Genomic DNA, 15,816 nt, shown 5'->3' on the forward strand with positions numbered 1-15,816 from the left:
CCTTATCCCTCCTTCGTCTGATGGTCAACATAGTCAAGCGGATCCACTTTCCACTTATGGATAAAAAGCTTTCTGTTCCGTTCAATCAACCGGTTCCACTGATCCCGGTCCGTTTTCTTGAAACTTGCGCTGCCCTGATGGTGGACCAGCACATCGCCGCACGCGAGCAGCCGGTAGCCTGCCAGACGGGCTCTATAGCAATAATCGTCATCTTCGTAGTGCCCCGGGGAATACGCTTCATCCAAAAGACCCACGTTCTCCATCATGTCTCGCCGAAACATCATGCATAATCCCACGATCCTTTGGACTTCTCTCCATCTGCCCGGATCGGGTTGGTTATTCACGGCGGCCAGTTCCTGAAAATGCTCCATATCCCGGAAATCCACGTTGACCTGCTGAATGCCGCTTGCATAATTGGTCATCGGACCAACGATACCGATGCCGGCATCGCTATGCAAGGCAGCATGAAGATTGCGAAGCCAGCGGGGCGTTACGGTTACGTCGTTGTTCAGCAGCAGCAGGTCATCTCCGCATGCAGCACGCATGCCCGCATTGCAAGCTGCCGGAAATCCGCGGTTGGCCGGCAAACGAACGAAACGAATCCGTTCGCTCGCGCAAAAGGAGGCCGTTCCGTCAGTCGAGCCGTTATCCGCCACGACAATTTCATACGGCGTGGCGTCGTCGGTATGCCGGCGAATGGCCGCGATGCAAGACTTCAACAGCTCCAGGCCGTTATAGGTAGGAATAATGATACTGGTCAATGTCATCTGCCGTTCCTCCTGTAGGCCACTTCGATACGCGAAATGCCCGGCGAAATCCTCCCGCTTTCTTCCGACAATTTCAGCCAAACCGCCAACGCTTCAAGATGGTCGCCGATGATCAGCTTCGCAACCTCGTTGCCGCTGCCGATATTCGACTTGCGCAAACGATTGGTCCGGATAACGTCAACCCGTGCGGGAGCAGCTATTGCCAGACCATGATGGATGGCAAGGGTTTGCGCTTTGGGCGGCACAACGAGCGATTCCGGTTTGACGGTATCGATCATGCGGCGGGATACTGCATGGGGGACGGCGGTCATGGAGTTGGAGCCAAGATCCGGCCTTCCCAATGTACGGTTGAGATAGGCCTTGATGCGGCTAACTTCATCCTGCCTTGCAAAAGGAGGAATCAGCGAGGAGATATCGTTCAGCGCAACATCGCTTCCACGGTCGATTTCGTACAGGAAAGGTGCAAGCTGTTCGGCAGGAAGCACCATGTCCCCATCCACGAACAGCACGGAATCCGCCATCGTCATTTTGGCTCCCAATGCCCGGCCCACGTCATGTCCGGCCCGTTCCGGTTCATAAACAATTGTGATGCCTTTCTCGGAAATCACCCGTTCCAAACTGTTATCCTTCGTTCCATTCAGCACAACGATAATATCCTCCAAAGGCAAACGTTTCAGCTGTCTCAGCACTTGCGGAAGCGTCTGCTCTTCATTGCAGGCACAGACTACGGCCGCAGCCGGGCGGCGCAGCAGCAAAGGGACCAGATCGAGATTGCGGCCGGCGGCATGAGCGTATCCTTCCATGAACGCCTTGCCTGCCAAAATCGCACTATCGTACGTGGGAAACGTTCCCTCGACCGCCTTGCCGTGTTCATGCCATGACTGGAATGCATGCCTGATGAATGCCTCCCTTTCTTCGGGGGCAGCCTGGCCTGCTTGTTGTCCCGCCCTTCGAAAGACATCCAAATTTACTGCGTATGGATGGATAGCCATCCCCGGACGTTTCCTTTTATGGATTCTGCGGTTCCGACGCACTCTTCTATTTATTGCGGGCCTACGTCGCCCCGTTTGCTGCTTCATGGTTTCACCTCCGACCTGCTCATCTTGCCAAAGCGCGGACACGGTTCAAATCGGGAAATCCTCCTCGTGGACCGCGATGACCCGTAATCCATCGGATCGCGGCCAGATGATCGTTCAGCACGATTTTTTCCAACGGGTCTGGCCCTGATCGCTTCAAGGCGCGCAGCCGGTTCATTTTGCCGACAGGAACATGATGCACCGCCCGTACCCGAAGTCCCGCATCCACGGCCTTTGCCAAGGCCAGCGGCGGAGTTTCCAGCGCTTCCACGCCGATGATTTCCAGTGCCTTGCGGCTCATCGCGTGAGGTATGGCAGTAAGGGAAGCTCCTTTAAGGTCCGGTCTTTCCAATATGATGTTCAATGCATGCTTAGCCTCTATGACCGGATGCACGGGATTGCGCTTTATTGGCCCGGTGTAGTCATTAAGAGCCACATCCGTTCCGTCAACAATCGCTTGCACGAAAGGCGCCATTTGTTCGGCGGGAATAACGATATCCGCATCGGTAAAGAGCAGGATATCGCCGCATGCCTCCGTTGCGCCTACGCGCCGTCCTCCGTCATGGCCGAGGGCATCGTCATGGACAAGTACTCGTGCGCCCGCGCCTGCGGCTAATGCCGCCGTACGGTCCGTAGAACCGTTGACGACAACGATCACTTCGGTGCTCGGGCTGATTCTCTTCGCTTCGCGTACCGCCCTGCGGACGGTTTTCTCCTCATTCATGGCTGGAATAATGACCGAAAGCAACGGGTTTCCTGAATTAGGCAGACCTATACGGGGCAGAACATACCTTCGGCGTTTGGATTTGTTGGAAATCCCCGTCTTTCGGACGTCTCTTCTCCGGCGATTCTTTTTTCGTCCTGCACTTGCCTTTACGACAGCACCAACCTTCCGTCTCCGATTCTGCAATATGGTCACCTCCCGTATTCTTTCATCATCCATCGCCAAAGGAGCACACAGTATTCTATGTATCTGTGGAGAAGTGGAAACGGCATTCGCCCTTGAGCAGTTTTCTTCACTTATGACTTGCTCCGTCCGTTTCGACATGGATCGTTTATGGAAACAGCCGACAAAGCCGTTCCACTTGCTTTACCATTCGGTGATCCCCCCTTTGAAGCCACGTCCAAATATCCGGCTGCCAAAACTGATATCATTCAGCCTGCACTCGACTTGTATGGACCCAACTCATTCGCTGTGACAACCATTGCAAAAAGTGTTCCGGGCCGTCGGCCTCCGGGCATGGAATACGGGCATGACATACGGGACTGCCCCTTTATACTGACCTGGCCTTCCCTGGTGATTCTGACAGGACAATCTTTATACAGATAGTAAAAAAGGCGGCATTCCGGATTTTCCCGGATACCGCCTTTGCAGCATTAACGGCTGTTATCCCCGTTATAACGACGGACCGGCCGCGATCCATGACAACAGTCCGTACGTGTGCTTGCATCCTGCTGTACGTGTAACTTCCAACACTGCTTCGTCTTCGCTCTGGGACAAGAGCGATACCTGAAATCCCCGGTCATTGCACATCGCCACAATGACGTAGTGCTCCGATGCAAAAGCTTCTTCAAATATTACCGTCAGTTCGACCGAGGAATCTTCTTCAGGCAGGATGAAGGCTTCCATGCCGAACTGTTGAACGATCGGCTGGCGGCTGGAACTTCGCACCGGATGGAAAGATAAATGTTTTGGGGTTACGGCCCCTGCCTTCAGCTCCCGGCTACCCACCGCATCCTCGCACAGGTGATCCCCCCGAACGGAATTTTCACTGATCCGTTCTGCAGCTTCGAGGCTTTCCCTTACGTCGGCAGCCGGCTCCGGATTCGGTTGTACGTCCACCTGGTTCGAATCCTGAATCGGTTCGTCTTTTAGAGTAAATGCTGCTGCCTTTTCCGACTCTTGTTCTTCCTGCTGCTTGGCGGCAACCAATTGTTCCAACGTATCTCCGCTGAGTTGGCGAATCGCCTCCCAGACTTCCGCACTCAAATGCTCCGTCCCCACGATCCCCCCATTTAAGTGAAGGGAACTTATGCTTTGTTTGCCAAGTTTGCTGCCATCCACGCTGCCATTTGCCAGTTTTGGACCGGTAACCGATCCGTCTTGCAAGTTTAGCGTGCCGACCGCTTCTTCTTCCAAGTGCAAGCTGCCGATGCTGCCATCCAAAATGTGGTGCGATTGCACGGAACCGTCCGCCAGTTTGCTGCCGTCGATCGAACCTAGCTCGATATGCTCCGCGCGTACTGAGCCAGCGGCAAGCTTGTTGCCTTGTACCGCTCCGTCTGCCAAATGCTCTGTGTTGATGCTCGCTTTTGCAGGTTCCCTGTTTTCGATGATATCTGCTGCCAGATGTGCCAAACCAACCGATCCTGCCGCCAGTTTGCTGCCGTCTACGCTGCCTGGGGCCAGCTTGGAAAGCGTGACCGCGCCATCTTGCAAGTTCAACGTTCCGACAGCTTCCTCTTCCAAATGAACACGACCAATGCTGCCATCGGAAATGTGATAGGAGAATACGGCGCCTTCGGCCAGTTTGTTTTCATCAATGGAGCCATCTGCCAGTTGCTCCGAGCCGATGCTTCCCTTAACAAGTTTACTGCCATCAATGGATTCTGCCACGAGATGCTCCCAACCGACGGATCCAGCTGCGAGCTTGCTGCCTTGCACCGCACCGTTCGTCAAATGCACCGTATCGATGCTGCCTTCGGCCAGTTTGCTGCCATCCACGCTGCTTGGAGCCAGCTTGGAAAGCGTGACCGCGCCATCTTGCAAGTTCAACGTTCCGACAGCTTCCTCTTCCAAATGAACACGACCAATGCTGCCATCGGAAATGTGATAGGAGAATACGGCGCCTTCGGCCAGTTTGTTCTCATCAATGGAGCCATCTGCCAGTTGCTCCGATCCGATGCTTCCTGCGGCCAGGTTGCCGCTTCCCAGCACTTCTGCCGACAAATGCTCCAGGCCGATCGTTCCTGCTGCCAGCTTGCTGCCATCGATCGCACCTGACTTGAGATGCTCCGGACCCACAGATCCCGCTGCGAGCTTACTGCCTTGTACCGCACCATCCGCCAAATGCACCGTTTCGATGCTGCCTTCAGACAGTTTGCTGCTTTCCAGCACTTCTGTCGACAAATGCTCCAGGCCGATCGTTCCTGCTGCCAGTTTGCTGCCATCCACGCTGCCGTTGGCGAGTTTGGAGGCCGTCACTGCTCCGTCTTGCAAGTTCGCCGTACTGATCGCTTCTGTTTGCAAGTGCGCGCTGCTGATGCTGCCTTCAGCCAATTTGCTGCCTTGTACCGCACCGTCCGCCAAATGCACCGTGTCGATGCTGCCTTCAGACAGTTTGTTGGTCTCCAGTACTTCTGCCGACAAATGCTCCAAGCCGATCGTTCCTGCTGCCAGCTTGCTGCCATCCACGCTGCCATTGGCGAGTTTGGAGGCTGTCACTGCTCCGTCTTGCAGGTTCGCCGAACTGATCGCTTCTGTTTGCAAGTGCGCGCTGCTGATGCTGTCCTCGGCCAGTTTGCTGCCATCCACGCTGCCGTTGGCGAGTTTGGAGGCTGTCACTGCTCCATCTTGCAGGTTCGCCGAACTAATCGCTTCTGTTTGCAAGTGCGCGCTGCTGATGCTGTCCTCGGCCAGTTTGCTGCCATCCACGCTGCCATTTGCCAGTTTGGAGGCTGTTACTGCTCCATCTTGCAAGTTCGCCGAGCTGATCGCTTCTACTTGCAAGTGCACGCTGCTGATGCTGCCTTCGGCCAGCTTGCTGCTCTCCAGCACTTCTGCCGACAAATGCTCCAGGCCGATCGTTCCTGCCGCCAGTTTGCTGCCTTGTACCGCCCCGTCCGCCAAATGCGCCGTTTCGATGCTGCCCTCGGCCAGTTTGCTGCCATCCACGCTGCCATTGGCGAGTTTGGAGGCTGTCACTGCTCCATCTTGCAAATTCGCCGTACTGATCGCTTCCGCTTGCAAGTGCGCGCTGCTGATGCTGTCTTCGGCCAGTTTGCTGCTTTCCAGCACTTCTGCCGACAGATGCTCCAAGCCGATCGTTCCCACCGCCAGCTTGCTGCCATCCACGCTGCCGTTGGCGAGCTTGGAGGCCGTCACTGCTCCATCTTGCAGATTCGCCGAACTAATCGCTTCTGTTTGCAAGTGCGCGCTGCTGATGCTGTCCTCGGCCAGTTTGCTGCCATCCACGCTGCCATTGGCAAGTTTGGAGGCTGTCACTGCTCCATCTTGCAAATTCGCCGTACTGATCGCTTCCGCTTGCAAGTGCGCGCTGCCGATACTGCCTTCGGCCAGTTTGCTGCCATGCACCGCCCCGTCCGCCAAATGCGCTGTGTTTATGCTGCCTTCAGCCAGTTTGCTGCTTTCCAGCACTTCTGCCGACAGATGCTCCAGACCGATCGTTCCCACCGCCAGCTTGCTGCCATCCACGCTGCCGTTGGCGAGCTTGGAGGCTGTTACTGCTCCATCTTGCAAGTTCGCCGTACTGATGGCTTCTGCTTGCAAGTGCGCGCTGCCGATGCTGCCTTCGGCCAGTTTGTTTTTCTCCAGCACTTCTGCCGACAAATGCTTCAGACTTATCGTTCCCGCCGCCAGTTTGCTGCCGTCGATCGCACCTGCCGCAAGATGCTCCGGACCCACGGATCCTGCTGCGAGCTTGCTGCCGTACACACTGCCCTTGGCGAGCTTGGAGGCCGTCACTGCTCCATCTTGCAAGTTCACCGAACTGATCGCTTCTGCTTGCAAGTGCACGCTGCGGATGCTTCCTTCAGCCAGTTTGTTGCTTTCCAGCACTTCTAACGACAGATGCTTCAGGCCTACCGTTCCCGCCGCCAGTTTGCTGCCATCCACGCTGCTGTCGGCAAGTTTGGAGGCCGTCACTGCTCCGTCTTGCAAGTTCACCGAACTGATCGCCTCTGCTTGCAAGTGTTCGCTGCCTATGCTTCCTTTGGCCAGTTTGCTGCCGTCGATCGCACCTGCCGCGAGATGATCCGAACCTACAGATCCTGCTGCGAGCTTGCTGCCATCAACCGCTCCGTCCACCAAATGCGCTGTTTCGATGCTGCCTTCGGCCGGTTTACTACCCTCCAACACTTCCGCCGACAAATGCTCCAGGCCGATCGTTCCCGCGGCCAGCTTGCTGCCGTCCACGCTGCCCTTGGCAAGCTTGGAAGCCGTCACTGCTTCATCTTGCAAATTTGCCGAACTGATCGCTTCTGCTTGCAAGTGCACGCTGCCTATGCTTCCTTCAACAAGTTTGCTGCCGTCGATCGCACCTGCTGCGAGATGATCCAACCCCACGGATCCTGCTGCGAGCTTGCTGCCTTGCACCGCTCCGTCCGCCAAATGCACCGTGTCGATGCTGCCGTCGATCAGTTTGTGCCCATCCACGCTGCCATCGGCGAGTTTGGAGGCCGTCACTGCTCCATCTTGCAAAGTCGTTGTGCTGACCGATTCTTCTTCCAGATGGGCATTGCCGATGCTGCGCTCCAAAATGTGATGCGAGAGCACGGCGCCTTCCTCAATATGACGGGATTTCACTGCCCCTTGCTGCAGATGTACAGGACCTGTCGATTCCGCCTGCAAATGCAGGCTGCTGATTAGCCCAGGCTGCAAATGGACTCCCGATATCAACAGGGGTGCCAAGTGTTCTTCTTTGATCGATGAAGGCGCCAAATGCCGCGCCTTGATCTCATGGCTGGCAATGTGCTCGCCATTGATGCTTTCTACCTGCAAATGCTGTGGGCCAACAATCCGTTCGGCCAGATGGTCCGAATTCACGCTGCCCGCGGCAAGATGGGCGGATTCCACTACCGAGGCCTGCAGATGTTCCTTCCCGACGGCGCCAGGCTGCAGCGCGGTGCCGGATACGGAACCTGAAGCCAAATATTCCTCCCGAATCAGACCCGGTTGCAATTTATTGCTGGTGATGCTGCCATCGGCGAACAAATCAGGGGAACGAACCTCATCTGCCAAATGCTCCAAGGAAACCACATGCTGTTTCAAATGGTATCCGTGAATCGTACCTGTCGGAATATGTTTGGGCGCAATGCTCTCGGCCATTATTTTGGCAGAGTTCACACTGCCGTCCGCCAGTTTGGCCGACGTCACCGCCTGATCGGCAATTTTATCAGTGGACACACTTTCCGGAGACAGCTTTGGCGAAGTGACGGCATGGTCCGTCAAATGCGGAGGGAAAATCGAGCCATTTGCCACTTGTGCAGAAGCTACGCTGCCTGGTGCAAGCTTTTCTCCCGTCACGGCTCCTTTAGCCAGCGCCGACGTCTGCACGCTCCCCGGCTGCAGATGAGGGGCTCCTACAGCACGCTCGGTCAGATGCTCCGATTTTACCGTATACGGCCGTAACGCCTCTGAACTTACACTGCCTGGAGACAGGTGACTGCTCGTCACTCCGCCATTGGCAAGGTGTACTGTCGAAACGCTGCCTGGTGCCAGAACTTTGCCATTGACCGATGCCGGTCCCAGTTTGTCTGATGTCACGCTTCCTTCAGCGAGTTTTTTACCCGTGATCGCTCCGTCTTGGATCTGATCCGTTCCGACGGATGCTTCGGACAGATGTTCGGTAGACACCGCATTCTCTGCCAATGCTGCACCCGAAACGCTGCCGTCTGCCAAATGCACAGCTTCCACGCTTCCTGAAGCGATATGAATGGAATGGATCGCGGCATTGTCGATGTGGACTGGAGTAATTCCCCGGTTGGCGATATGTTCGGCACGAATGGAAGCCTGGGCCAGATGTTTTCCCTGAATGACCTCGTCGGCGATTTTGGAGGAAACAATGCTTTGATCCGCGATTTTGGAGGCCGTCACCGCTTGTTCCAGAAGCTTCGCCGTTCCGATTGACTGATCCGCGATCTTTGAGCCGATGACGGCTCCTTCCGCCAAATGCTCGCTTTGCACTTCCCCTGGTCCAATTTGGTCCCGCCCCACCGCATAAGCACCAATCTGAATTTGGCTGATGGAACCGCTGGCCAAGTGTCTGCCGTTTAGCGCACCCGGTGCAATATGCCTCATTTCGATCGCGCCTTCTTCAATCTGCTTGCTGCCAACGCTTTCGTCCGCCAGTTGAGGTCTTCCCACCAAACCTTCGGCAAGATGACTTTGTTGAATAGCCCCTGTCTGAATGTGTGCCGACGTAATGGATTGTTCTTCGATCTTGCTGCCCGTTATCGCGCCTTCACGGATTTTGGACGTTGTAACCGCATCGTCGGCAAGCTTCGAGGTATGCACGGCCCCTCCGGCCAAATGACGGGTATCAATGCTGCTGACAGCAATCTTTTCTCCGGTGATGGCCTGATTTTTAATCAGATCCTCGGTAATGACCATGTGATTAAAATGCCTTGCACTGATTGATCCGTCTGCGATTTTGGAGGCATCGATGACCTGATTGCCGAGCTTCTGCGACGTGATGCTACCATCCCTGATTTTATCCCCCGAAATCGAGGCGTTTCGGATTTTGTGGCCCGATACGGAACCATCAATCAAATGCTCCTCCGACACGGAATTTTCGGCAAGCTTGGCGGACAGGATCGCTCCGTCAGCGATATGAATGCTCGTTACGGCATAGTCCTGAAGAGCCTCGCTTCCAACGGCACCCGGCTTCAGTTTGCTTGCATCCACGGACAGCGGGGCCAACCGGCTCTCCGTAACCGCATGCTCGCTTAAGTCATCGGTGTAAATATAATGTCCGACTTGGCCGGGCATCTGGTTTTGCCTCAACTGTTTGAGCCTTTCTCCGGCAGTGAGTCCTTCCTGCTTGTTGTCTTCTACTTCCGCGGACCATTGGGCTACGCTGCTGACTTTCATCTGATCCTTCTCGAGAGCAGTTGCCTGCGCAGCTTCCGTAACCGCAGTTTCCGGCGGCGGTTGAACGACTTCAACATGAATTTCGGGCTGCTGCGCATTTCCAGATGGTTCATCGGTTTCCGGCAATGCGGGATCGGATGGCTGTAGAGGTCCGTCTGGCTCCTTCGATGACGGAACATGGGCATTCAAACGATCATCCTTCTCGAGAGCAAAGCTTGAACGAACCGGACTAGTGCGGCGTTCCGTCAGCTCCAGCTCCCTAAATGTGGGGCTCAGATGACGAAGTTTCGGCGTCTGGGCCTTTTTTCTCCCTTTTTTACTCATGCAGCTTGCTCCTTCCTCTAACCTTCGTCTCCGCCATCATATGCGCTGATTTGGGCATATGCCACTATCTTTGGAGACATTGGCGCAGAAAGGAGCAGCCTCTGCACGAGAAAGAGCAAACAACCTGTCCCGTATGAAATAGGCTGTCCCCCTCCATGCCGGTCAGGCGGGTGTCCAAGCATCGGTCCGGCGGCGTCATACGATATCTATATACACCGTTGGCACACACCCAAGAAACATGACTGCTGCATGTAAGCATTGCCAAAAATAAACGTGATTCAATCTGCATTCGTTCGCCAACATATCGGCTTCGTAAGTAATACTTCTCGCATTTACTCGAAAGGGGGAATAATCAATGCCGCAAGAACTGATCGGCATTTTGCTCGATACACGGATGTACCGCGGCATACCGAATGGCAAAACCGGCCAAGAATCACTCGTCAATTATGAGATGGCAGCGGCACTCTACAATTTGGTGCCCTGTTTCCTGCGGCTGGAGGATATCCATCCCGAAAGCAAAACCTGCTTGGCCTATATCCGCATAGGGGAAACTTATGTCCGGCGGAGGATACCCCTTCCTGCGGTCATTCATAATCGCGCTTTCCAGCTGCGCCGGATGGAACAGCACAAAATTGCCCAGTTGCTGCTGCAAGGCATCCAGATTTACAACGTCCGCAACCGTTATCGCAAAGACTACATCCATGACATGTTGTTTCAAAATCCGGTTTTGCGTGAACATCTGCCTTATGCGCAAAGGGCCACGCAGCAATCTTTGGCTCATATGATGGACCAATTCGACGATCTCATTATCAAACCGTGCAGCGGAAGCATCGGCCATGGAATCATGCGTTTGTTCAAAAAAGAAGGGCAATGGCATTTAACCTGTCAATCCAAGGCTTCACGAAAGGGATGGGCTACCTTCCGCCTGCACAAGGGCCAGCTGCCATCGACTGCGCTTCGGCGAATATTCCGCCATGCCTATTTGATTGAGGAACGAATTCCACTGCTGCGTTACAAGGGAAGGCCCGTCGACCTGCGTATATCCGTGCAGCGCGGAAAAGACGGTTTGTGGCAAGTGACCGGCATGTTTGCCAAAGCCGCTCCTGCGCATACCTTTGTCACCAACATCGCGCAAGGCGGAAAAGTCATGAAGCTCGGAGACGTGCTGGACAGCGATTCAACCACTCTGGCCCGCGCCGAGCTCGAAGACTCGATTTGTTCCATTGCGCTCCAGGTGGCCTACACCCTTTCGGCGAACCTGCCGCATTTGGCCGACCTTGGATTGGACATGGGCGTGACTGAACAGGGAAGGATCTATTTTATCGAATGCAACGGAAGAGACCAACGTTACGGCTTTCGCAAAGCCGGGATGAATGAACACTGGATGGCCAGTTATCGGGAACCGATGGCCTACGGCCGTCTGCTGCTTGAACAAAACGCCCGCATTTCCCGCCAAACCCAAACGTATCATAGGGGCCTGTATTGATTTCGCTTGCATTCTGTGTCAATATTATGCAGAATGGTTGGCCATTGCCGATCCTGATGTTTTGCATTAATTAAGGGGGATATTCATGGCAAAAACGCTGTTACGGTTAATGACCGAGCTTTCTTCTCGCAAATGGATCTCTCAAACCGTAGGGGGATTTTCCAAGAGCAGGATAAGCAAGGCCTTTATCCCTTATTTTGTTCGAACATACGACATCCCTTTGCATGAAGCCGAAATGGACTGGAAGGACTATCGTTCACTGAATGATTTCTTCACGCGGAAATTAAAGCCTGGCATGCGCCCGCTTGATCTTTCGGAGCATGCTCTGATCAGTCCGGTCGATGCCAAAATCACGGCCTCCGGACCCATCTCTTCGGGCACGCTCCTTAACGTGAAGGGACAAAATTATACACTTGCCGAGCTGTTGAACCATTCTCCCCACCAGGAGAAGTACAAACATGGTTATGCCTTTGTCCTTTACCTCAGCCCTCGCGACTATCACCGCATTCATGCACCCGTAAGCGGCCACAAAATCGAGACGGAGCATGTTAAAGGCAAGGTTTACCCCGTGAACGATTTCGGACTCACCCATATGCGAGCGGTGTTAAGCCGGAATGAACGGCTGATTACCTACATTGCTCACGATTTTGGCGAAGTGGCCGTCGTCAAGGTCGGCGCCATGAACGTAAGCAGCATCCAATACGCCGATGAAACAAAAAGTGCCTGGGCACAAGGCGATGATTTGGCTTATTTCGAGTTCGGTTCAACCGTCGTCCTGTTAACGCAAAGCGGGACATTTGAACCTCGAACGGACTTGCAGCCTGGAGATACCGTCAAAATGGGAACACTTCTTGGACGGTTTAAACGGGTCAATCCATAACGACTGAACGCAGGCAAAAAAGGCACAGCCCCTGAACCAGGTACTGTGCCTTTTTTGGTTTGATCGGAAAACCCGTCCGCCGCATTTCTCCCATTACGTGGTGTTGAGATTGTAAACCGTCATTAACCTAACGGATCTCGGATGGGCTTTTGCCGGTGTATTGCTTGAATTGACGACTGAAGAAAAAAATGTCGCGATACCCGAGCGCATCGGCCACCTCGGTAACGTTCATGCCTGTATGCACGAGCAGATGCTCGGCACGCTCAATGCGCATGCGGATAATGTACGATTGCACGGAGGAACCGACAAGTTCCTTGAATTTGATGGAAAAATATCGCGGGGATAATCCCGCACGAGCTGCCAGATCCTCCACGCGATGGGTTATTCCGGGATGCTGCCGGACATAATTGGCGACTTCCTGGATCACATCGGAGAGCTGGTTGCTTACTTTCCGTTCGGCAGGCGGTTCCGTATCGGCCCGCAGCAGATGAATCATAAGCTGTTTCAGAATCAGCTTGCTCTCCTCTTCCCGTCCGTACACATCGGACAAAAACAGCCTCACATACCGGGCAAGCAGATGCTCAAACTCCACCGTCTCCTGTACCGTACGGTAGGGCTGCGGAGTTTCCGTAACATGCCCCTCCACATCAAAATGAATGTACGTGAGCACAAGCGGCTTTTGCCGATTATGAGTCGCACTGGTATGGTCTCCCGGCCGAAACAGGAAACAACTGCCCTTGCCCACCTCATACGGCTGATCATTAAGGACAACCGTACCTTCACCGCTCCATACATAAAACAAATCGTAATTCTGCATCGGTTTTTCCCGCTTCTGCCACTTCCAGCCCGGCTCGCAGACAATTTTGGCGACTGCGGGCAAAATAACAAAAGATGACGGCGATGCCTGCAGCATGTCGCCACTCCCCCTTGAATGTTGATCTCTCTTCATGCGTGCCATACTGTTCGTCCAACATAAAACGACGCACGGCACGCTCATCTATGGATGTCAGCTCCCTCCAGAGCATAAAACCATACAACCTTATCCTATTATACAGCGGAATTCACCGAAACGAAAATATGCACTTCTCCCACGCACGCCGCATGATGGCGATGCCTTCGGCCAATGCCTTCTCGTCGAGATGGGCAAATCCAAAGCAAACGGCAGAAGAGAACGGCTTCAAGTGATACCGGGCCGCATCACGAAATCGAACGCCTTCCTGCGCAGCCAACCGTTTGAACCGTTCAAAGGATTCGGAACTGCCGTTCCATGTCGCATAAACGTGCAAGCCTGCATCTCCCGGCTGCACCGTAAAAGCTTCCGGCAGCTGCCGCTCCAGCTCGTTCACGAAAAAATCATGCCGCTCCCCGTACAGGCGCGTCAACCTTCTCACATGCCGCAAATAACAGCCCCGGGCCATGAATCGGGCCAATGCACGCTGCTCCAGCAATGCGGGGGAAACAGGTTCATACAACGTTTTTGCCGCCAAAACCGGACCTACGAGGCTTTGCGGCAAAACGGCATACCCCAGCCGAACCGCCGCCGGCATCGTCTGCGAGAACGAGCCGATATAGATCACTCGCTGTTCGCGATCAAGTACTTTGAGCGGTTCGATCGGCCTGCCTCCCCACCGGAATTCGCTGTCATAGTCATCCTCAATAATGACGGCATTCCGCTCCGAAGCCCAGGTCAGCAGTTTTTTCCGACGCTCCAGGCCCAGCACCGCCCCTGTAGGATATTGTCTGGTCGGCGTAACGAACAACACGCCTGCTTCCCACGCTTGCGGAATGATTCCGCCCGCATCCACGGGAGCCGGCAGGAGACGGCCGCCTCCCGCCTTTACAGCTTGGGCAATGCCCGGATAACCTGGATTTTCCAGCACAACGAAGTCTCCTTCGGAGACGAGCAGCTGGGTCAGCAGCGTTATTCCCTGCATCGACCCGCTGAACAGCACAATCTGCGAAGGCTCGGCGTGTATTCCTCTCGTCCATCTCACATGCGAGGCGATGGCCTCACGCAGTTCCAGATCCCCTGCCACGCTGCTCTGCCTCCTCCAATCACTGCGCTGGGCAGCGGCAAGCGCACTTCTCCACTCGGCTTGCGGAAAATGCTCGGCAGGCATGCGCTGCATGTTGAAATCGATGACGGGCTGGCGGACGGCGTCGATGGGCACGTCCCCGTTCACCATATGAAGGTTGGCTACCCTCTTCCCCCAAGGGGACAAGCTGATCTTGGCCTCGCGCCCAGTATACTCCTTTTCCGTCAGCGTGTCTGAAACATATGTCCCTTTCCCACGGTAGGCGCGCACGTATCCGTCTGCAAGCAGCATGTCGTACACCTGGGCAACGGATCCGCGCGAAAGATTGTATTGGCGGGCCAGATCTCGCGTCGACGGCAGCCTCGTTCCGCTTGCGAGCGTTCCCGCATGGATGGCATCGCGGAGCGCGTGATACAATGCGGCATATTTGAAACGGTGCTGGCGTTCATAGCTTTCCATGGGGAGCCAAAACTCCATAACAACCATCACCTCCACGTTACCCGATTCAAATTGGCCTATAAAAATGAATGTAAATTGGATCTATTTTATTGTCAATATAGCTTATATCTTAGAAGTACGCTCTACGACGATTCAGGCCATACCAACCAAGGGGGATCTTGCAGATGAGAAGAAAAGAATTCAGCGTAAGTGAAGAACAGGAAATCGAAGCATTTTTGAACGAGGCTTCATTTGGTTTTCTGGGAACGATTGGCACGGACGGCTCGCCTCGGGTAACGCCGCTGAACTTTGTTTATATGGAGGGATGCTTCTATTTCCATGGCAGTCTGGCCGGAGAGAAGATGAAACAGATCAAACAGGATTCCTCCGTCAGCTTTACGGTCGCCGAGGAGTTTTCCTTGATTCCTTCCTACTTCAGCGATCCCGAGCTCGCTTGCCCGGCAACCTCGTTTTTTAAAAGCGTCATGGCTTTCGGACAAGCCGAAGTCGTCTCCGACCTGCATACCAAAGGGAAGGCGCTGCAACGATTCATGGAAAAGCTTCAACCGCAGGGCGGTTACGTTCCCATCGATGCGAATGATTCCCGTTATGCAGGCCGCCTCAAAGCGGTCGCGGTGGTCCGCATCGTTCCCGAACGCCTCAGCGCCAAATTCAAATTCGGGCAAAACCTGGCGGCAGACCGGTTCGAGCACATTAACGGCGAACTGCAGCGCCGAGACGAAGGCCGGGATGCCGAAACCGCCGAAATGATGCGAAAATACTGTCCTTTTCACCAGATGTGACCGTTCATTGTATGTGAAAACAGGGAGCGCTTTTTCGTCTTTCCAAGCCAATTCTCCTCCTGCAACAACGCGGTGAAGTGTAATAACTGTCATTATGCGTAATTTCCGTGACGGGTTGCATGCAAGGTGATATAATGTTAGGCAGTTGAATCCCAAAGACTTGGAAGGATGAAAA

The 15,816-nt window shown here is 54.4% G+C and carries 9 protein-coding genes; 3 read left to right on the top strand and 6 right to left on the bottom strand.

What is annotated here, in order from left to right:
* Window positions 1–2: 2 nt before the first annotated feature.
* The 4 genes from RSX24_RS20255 to RSX24_RS20270 all read right to left on the bottom strand — a co-directional run bounded on the left by RSX24_RS20255 (window position 3) and on the right by RSX24_RS20270 (window position 9,998).
* The gene (locus RSX24_RS20255) at window positions 3–767 is read right to left on the bottom strand and encodes a glycosyltransferase family 2 protein (RefSeq protein WP_236414567.1); all 765 of its coding nucleotides are present in this window, start codon (window positions 765–767) and stop codon (window positions 3–5) included.
* Entirely contained in the window at window positions 764–1,759 is a 996-nt protein-coding gene (locus RSX24_RS20260; protein ID WP_343261650.1) for a glycosyltransferase, read from the bottom strand. The genes RSX24_RS20255 and RSX24_RS20260 overlap by 4 nt, the downstream gene beginning before the upstream one ends.
* Before the next feature lie 106 nt (window positions 1,760–1,865).
* Window positions 1,866–2,762, bottom strand: a complete 897-nt coding sequence (locus tag RSX24_RS20265) for a glycosyltransferase family 2 protein (protein WP_438286866.1) — start codon at window positions 2,760–2,762, stop codon at window positions 1,866–1,868.
* Window positions 2,763–3,239: 477 nt separating this feature from the next.
* Window positions 3,240–9,998 (bottom strand): WIAG-tail domain, encoded by a 6,759-nt coding sequence (locus tag RSX24_RS20270; RefSeq protein WP_343261652.1) that lies wholly within the window; start codon window positions 9,996–9,998, stop codon window positions 3,240–3,242.
* A 355-nt stretch (window positions 9,999–10,353) separates the two neighbouring features.
* On the opposite strand from RSX24_RS20270, the gene RSX24_RS20275 reads away from it, so the two are divergent.
* The gene (locus RSX24_RS20275) at window positions 10,354–11,484 is read left to right on the top strand and encodes a YheC/YheD family endospore coat-associated protein (protein WP_343261653.1); all 1,131 of its coding nucleotides are present in this window, start codon (window positions 10,354–10,356) and stop codon (window positions 11,482–11,484) included.
* An 85-nt stretch (window positions 11,485–11,569) separates the two neighbouring features.
* On the top strand, window positions 11,570–12,364 hold the full coding sequence (gene asd / locus RSX24_RS20280; RefSeq protein ID WP_343261654.1) for an archaetidylserine decarboxylase: 795 nt from the start codon (window positions 11,570–11,572) through the stop codon (window positions 12,362–12,364).
* Between the two features lie 127 nt (window positions 12,365–12,491).
* On the opposite strand, the gene RSX24_RS20285 is transcribed toward asd, so the two are convergent.
* Together RSX24_RS20285 and pdxR are read right to left on the bottom strand one after the other, a co-directional pair.
* Window positions 12,492–13,277 (bottom strand): helix-turn-helix domain-containing protein, encoded by a 786-nt coding sequence (locus tag RSX24_RS20285; protein ID WP_236414579.1) that lies wholly within the window; start codon window positions 13,275–13,277, stop codon window positions 12,492–12,494.
* A 148-nt stretch (window positions 13,278–13,425) separates the two neighbouring features.
* Window positions 13,426–14,877 (bottom strand): MocR-like pyridoxine biosynthesis transcription factor PdxR, encoded by a 1,452-nt coding sequence (gene pdxR, locus RSX24_RS20290; RefSeq protein ID WP_343261655.1) that lies wholly within the window; start codon window positions 14,875–14,877, stop codon window positions 13,426–13,428.
* Window positions 14,878–15,023: 146 nt separating this feature from the next.
* Between pdxR and RSX24_RS20295 the strand changes: the two genes are divergently transcribed.
* Entirely contained in the window at window positions 15,024–15,641 is a 618-nt protein-coding gene (locus RSX24_RS20295) for a pyridoxamine 5'-phosphate oxidase family protein (protein WP_343261656.1), read from the top strand.
* Window positions 15,642–15,816 lie beyond the last annotated feature (175 nt).

The sequence above is a fragment of the Paenibacillus hubeiensis genome (genome assembly GCF_032334105.1).
Taxonomy (GTDB): Bacteria; Bacillota; Bacilli; order Paenibacillales; family Paenibacillaceae; genus Paenibacillus; species Paenibacillus hubeiensis.

Excerpts from the sequence above, each read along its gene's own strand:
- RSX24_RS20255 (WP_236414567.1), bottom strand. The coding sequence starts at position 767 with ATGACATTGACCAGTATCATTATTCCTACCTATAACGGCCTGGAGCTG.
- RSX24_RS20260 (WP_343261650.1), bottom strand. The coding sequence starts at position 1,759 with ATGGCTATCCATCCATACGCAGTAAATTTGGATGTCTTTCGAAGGGCG.
- RSX24_RS20270 (WP_343261652.1), bottom strand. The coding sequence starts at position 9,998 with ATGAGTAAAAAAGGGAGAAAAAAGGCCCAGACGCCGAAACTTCGTCAT.
- RSX24_RS20275 (WP_343261653.1), top strand. The coding sequence starts at position 10,354 with ATGCCGCAAGAACTGATCGGCATTTTGCTCGATACACGGATGTACCGC.
- asd (WP_343261654.1), top strand. The coding sequence starts at position 11,570 with ATGGCAAAAACGCTGTTACGGTTAATGACCGAGCTTTCTTCTCGCAAA.
- RSX24_RS20285 (WP_236414579.1), bottom strand. The coding sequence starts at position 13,277 with ATGCTGCAGGCATCGCCGTCATCTTTTGTTATTTTGCCCGCAGTCGCC.
- pdxR (WP_343261655.1), bottom strand. The coding sequence starts at position 14,877 with ATGGAGTTTTGGCTCCCCATGGAAAGCTATGAACGCCAGCACCGTTTC.
- RSX24_RS20295 (WP_343261656.1), top strand. The coding sequence starts at position 15,024 with ATGAGAAGAAAAGAATTCAGCGTAAGTGAAGAACAGGAAATCGAAGCA.